This window comes from Mesorhizobium comanense (assembly GCF_005503535.1).
Lineage (GTDB): Bacteria > Pseudomonadota > Alphaproteobacteria > Rhizobiales > Rhizobiaceae > Mesorhizobium > Mesorhizobium comanense.
In genome coordinates this window covers 1-3,496 of record NZ_SCNN01000065.1, presented here as the reverse complement: position 1 = coordinate 3,496, position 3,496 = coordinate 1, and the positions used below count along the sequence as shown (strand labels likewise).

6 protein-coding genes and 1 pseudogene are annotated in these 3,496 nt (G+C 58.8%); 3 read left to right on the top strand and 4 right to left on the bottom strand.

Annotated elements, in window-relative coordinates; genetic code table 11:
* The first annotated feature begins 265 nt into the window (after positions 1-265).
* Positions 266-655 (top strand): ATP-binding protein, encoded by a 390-nt coding sequence (locus FFS37_RS35550; protein WP_171026570.1) that lies wholly within the window; start codon positions 266-268, stop codon positions 653-655.
* 105 nt (positions 656-760) lie between these two features.
* Here the strand turns inward: FFS37_RS35550 and FFS37_RS35545 are convergent, their stop codons facing one another.
* On the bottom strand, positions 761-1,516 hold the full coding sequence (locus tag FFS37_RS35545; RefSeq protein ID WP_137935543.1) for a hypothetical protein: 756 nt from the start codon (positions 1,514-1,516) through the stop codon (positions 761-763).
* Positions 1,517-1,660: 144 nt separating this feature from the next.
* Between FFS37_RS35545 and FFS37_RS35540 the strand changes: the two genes are divergently transcribed.
* The gene (locus FFS37_RS35540; RefSeq protein ID WP_408631475.1) at positions 1,661-1,909 is read left to right on the top strand and encodes a helix-turn-helix domain-containing protein; all 249 of its coding nucleotides are present in this window, start codon (positions 1,661-1,663) and stop codon (positions 1,907-1,909) included.
* Between the two features lie 29 nt (positions 1,910-1,938).
* Here FFS37_RS35540 and FFS37_RS35535 read toward each other — a convergent pair whose 3' ends face one another.
* Together FFS37_RS35535 and FFS37_RS35530 are read right to left on the bottom strand one after the other, a co-directional pair.
* Positions 1,939-2,337: a type II toxin-antitoxin system VapC family toxin gene (locus FFS37_RS35535; RefSeq protein ID WP_137935542.1), complete on the bottom strand. Its 399-nt coding sequence runs from the start codon at positions 2,335-2,337 to the stop codon at positions 1,939-1,941.
* Complete coding sequence (locus FFS37_RS35530) at positions 2,334-2,600, bottom strand: AbrB/MazE/SpoVT family DNA-binding domain-containing protein (RefSeq protein ID WP_059186960.1); 267 nt, start codon at positions 2,598-2,600, stop codon at positions 2,334-2,336. Before FFS37_RS35530 ends, FFS37_RS35535 begins: the two co-directional genes overlap by 4 nt.
* Before the next feature lie 144 nt (positions 2,601-2,744).
* Between FFS37_RS35530 and FFS37_RS36405 the strand changes: the two are divergent.
* A pseudogene (locus FFS37_RS36405) lies at positions 2,745-2,944 on the top strand (phospholipid N-methyltransferase PmtA); the annotation flags it as partial.
* A 115-nt stretch (positions 2,945-3,059) separates the two neighbouring features.
* On the opposite strand, the gene FFS37_RS35520 reads toward FFS37_RS36405, so the two are convergent.
* Positions 3,060-3,496 (bottom strand): helix-turn-helix domain-containing protein (locus FFS37_RS35520; protein WP_137935541.1); only part of this gene is annotated, 437 nt, incomplete at its 5' end.

Here is a 3,496-nt window from a genome sequence, read left to right as displayed (position 1 = left end):
AATCTCCATGCGGCCCATAGTTCATCCCTGATGACGTCTCTAATGACGGAATTAGTGACGTAACTTCAGGTGTTCGCGGGAAATCTCAAAGGCAGATTCACCGGACGCTTACCTCCAAATCGTCTATGCGCCACAAGAATCAAGCAGTGTGCCGCTCGGCCGACTGCTAGAAGATATAAAGGCAGAGCGCAGCGGTTTGGTGCAAGTCAGGATCGGTTCCAAAGCGCGTCGACACCCCGTGCCCTCGGCGCCATTCGGGTTGGTGGTGAACGAGCTGATCGAGAACGCTCTGGCCGCTTCGTCTGGCATCAAAGAGGCCAGAGTTCTTGTCTCCGCGACAGCCAAGCGACACCCATTCCTGCCGCGCACCTACCTAGTGCTTGAAGTGGTCGACAAGGGCTCAGGAATGCCGCCCTCGATCGCTGCAAAAGCAACCAACCCTTTCTTTTCAACGCGAGCCGGGAGCCATACTGGGCTTGGCCTGACCGCATGTTCGCAGATGGTTTCGACGCTACGAGGAAAGCTCACCATCAACAGCGCTCCCGGCGTCGGTACAACCGTAGTAGTCAGAATTCCGGTGGCCTCCGCCGCAGCCAGTTTTTGGCAATCGTTTCGCAAGTATGGGCGAACAAATGAACACTCGTGGGGCGGCTAGGTGTTAGTTCCCCTCGATCTAGAGCCGAATTGCGCGTTCTGCGGGAGCCGGCTCTTGCTTCGCGCGCGGCGACACGCTGAACCGGCGTTGCCATCGATGGGCTTTTCATATCACCCGATCTCCGCACTGGTACATCATTACCGACATGCAGACGTCCTCCCGGCGATTTCGCGGATATGGCTCAGCGTGCTCGCTGCCTGGCATGAACGCGCCCGGCTGCAGCGCCTCGCCCATGCGCGTCAGATCGCCGAGCGCGGTACGCAGCTGAGGCCAGGGGAACTCTGTACAGTCTTCGGCGCTTTCGCCCTCGCGCAGGACCGCATCCAGCTTGGCGGCCACGCCGGCGAGTGTCGTGGCAGGCGCCGCCATCAGGGTCTCCACCAGCTCTTGCTCTCGGTCGGCGGCGGCAAGTTCCTCCCGCTTGGCGGCAGAATAGCCGATGCGCCGGTCCTCCGCATCCCAACGCGCCTGGTGGGCAGCTAAATCCGCCTCCGCCCGAGCGCGCAGGTCTGCAAGGCTTGGAATGTCCCTGAACAGGTCTTCAATATCACCCGGCCAGGAGACGGTGACGGTTACATTCTCGTCGGGCAATTCGACTTCCGCTTTCGGGAAGCCGATGGCGTCGACCAGTCTGCTCTCAAGATGCTGCTGCTTGCGGCAGAGCGCGACGGTTCGTGTGTATGCGGACTGCCATTCTTGCCACAGCGCCAGTGCTGGATCGAAGGCAGTGTTGCCTGCGAGCGCTCCGTCCGCCGACGCGCTTTGCTGAAATTGCACCGCGGCCGCGGCCGCTCCTGCACCCGTCAACAACATCCTGCGCGTGACCGAAGGACGAACTCGTGTATTGTCGGAATCACCCATGATCCGAGCTCCCTATAGCCTGGGTTGTGGTTAGGCTGGGCGATGTGAGTCACCACGTCGTCCGGCCGTTTTGCAGGTTGGCAGAGTATAGGTCGGGATGTGAGTGGGCAAGAAGAATCATCACACAGTGATGAAATTAGCGCGATGCAATGCAAGATGGCACGGGTAGCTCTTGGGTGGGGTGTGCGGGAACTGGCCGAAGTGGCGCAGGTCGCAACGCAAACGATCACTCGTCTCGAAAAAGGTGACCGCCTCAAGGCAAAAACAGTTGCGGCAATCCGCTCGGCCTTTGAGAAGGCAGGCGTCGAGTTCATTGCGCAAAATGGAGGCGGCCCAGGCGTTCGGCTTGCGCAGCCCGATGGCGGCGCGCGACCATCGGCGCGCAATGGTTAACTTCGGTCATGCGACAACCCTGAAGACGGCTACGAAAGAAGTCGAACAGGATGTCCTTGCGCAGACAGAAGTTTAACTGCCTTGCGGTCGAAGGAGACGAATGTCTCCCCGCCCAGCCAGTCGCCGTCGAAGGCAATCACGCCGTCCGCAAAATCACCGCCGGCCTCAAGCACTGCAAGCCCTGCCTCGACAGCTGGCCGGTTGACGACGACATTCGCGGTGTTTGACAAGGCCCTGATTGCCGCCACTATATCTACGCGTGCGGTTTGATATTGTCGGGCCAAAACCCATGCGAACTCGCACAAGGCCTGAAGGCTGACGGCCACGATGTCTGCCTTCGCCAGAAGATCGACGGCTGCTTCCGCTTGTCGTTCATCGTCGGCGACATAGGCACGCAGCAGAACGTTGGTGTCGGCCGTGACTTTCATTCCTTGCTCGATCCAGCTGCAGTGCCCGCTTCCGCAATCGCCTCGTTGATCTCTTCAATGCTCAACACGCGGCCATTCGTCTTGCCCTTGAGAAAACCGTAGAGCTCCCTGAATGATCCCTTCGCCCGCGCCGCCTTCAATTCCGCCCGGCCGTCGGGGAGCAGATCAAGTTCGATCTTCTCGCCCGGTCTGATTCCCAGATGCTGCAGAACGTCCTTGCGGAAGGTCACCTGTCCCCGTGCCGTCACCGTCAATGTCGTCATCTTGCAGCTCCAATTCATCGATACGATTAGATAATGCAAATGTGCATTATCATCAATAGCAGAATCCCGCGTTGTCGAGCAGTTTCGCTCTGGCGGGTCAATAATCGGCGTCGGTAAGCCGTCCGTCAGTTATCCAATCGTTCCAACCGGTCTATGGAACGGCGCGTTGCCCTGATTGAGGATCTGCTTGCCCGCATTCCTGCCGCGCGGCCGGTGATTCAGGTCACCTATGGACCTCTGTCACCGGTGATAAGGATGCCCGACCGCTACGTGGTTTCCCACCATGACTCGTCGTCCGCAACATACCGCCGGCACAGCTCTGGACCTATCGACGAGCAGTCTAACCACGTCCCGCATGCGAAGGGCTGACTGAGCTGGGCTTTATGGGCTCCATGTGAAATTGCCATCAGTGCGATTGATGTTCGCTGGGTCTATGCTCGATCGGCTCTCGATGGAAGCCTACCTCCCCGGCTGATCGGAAACAGGTAGATCAGCTGCTGGCGGGATTTTTTCGGAAAAGAGGAAGGTCGCTGGATCAAGTTTCAACGCCTTGGCGATCGCGGCAATCGTGTCCACGCTGACGTTGCCGCTCGCCCGTTCCAGTTTCGTGAAGGTCGCCTCCGCCACGCCGATGAGTTCGGCCATCTCATAGCGGTGCAAATTACGCCTTTGCCGCTCAAAATCGATGATGTGCGCCAGCCGCTTGCGGATCGCATTGTCGTCCAACCGATGCGCCCATTCCGGAACTTTCTTACCGCCGGCGAGCAGTCCTGCAAAAGACACTTGCAAGCCGTTTGCCATGATCTGCAGCGTCGTCAATGTGACATTATTTTTCTGACGCACAGTCTGAATGTAGGTTCGATAGGCCAGTTTTTCACCCTCGGCGGTCCGAAACA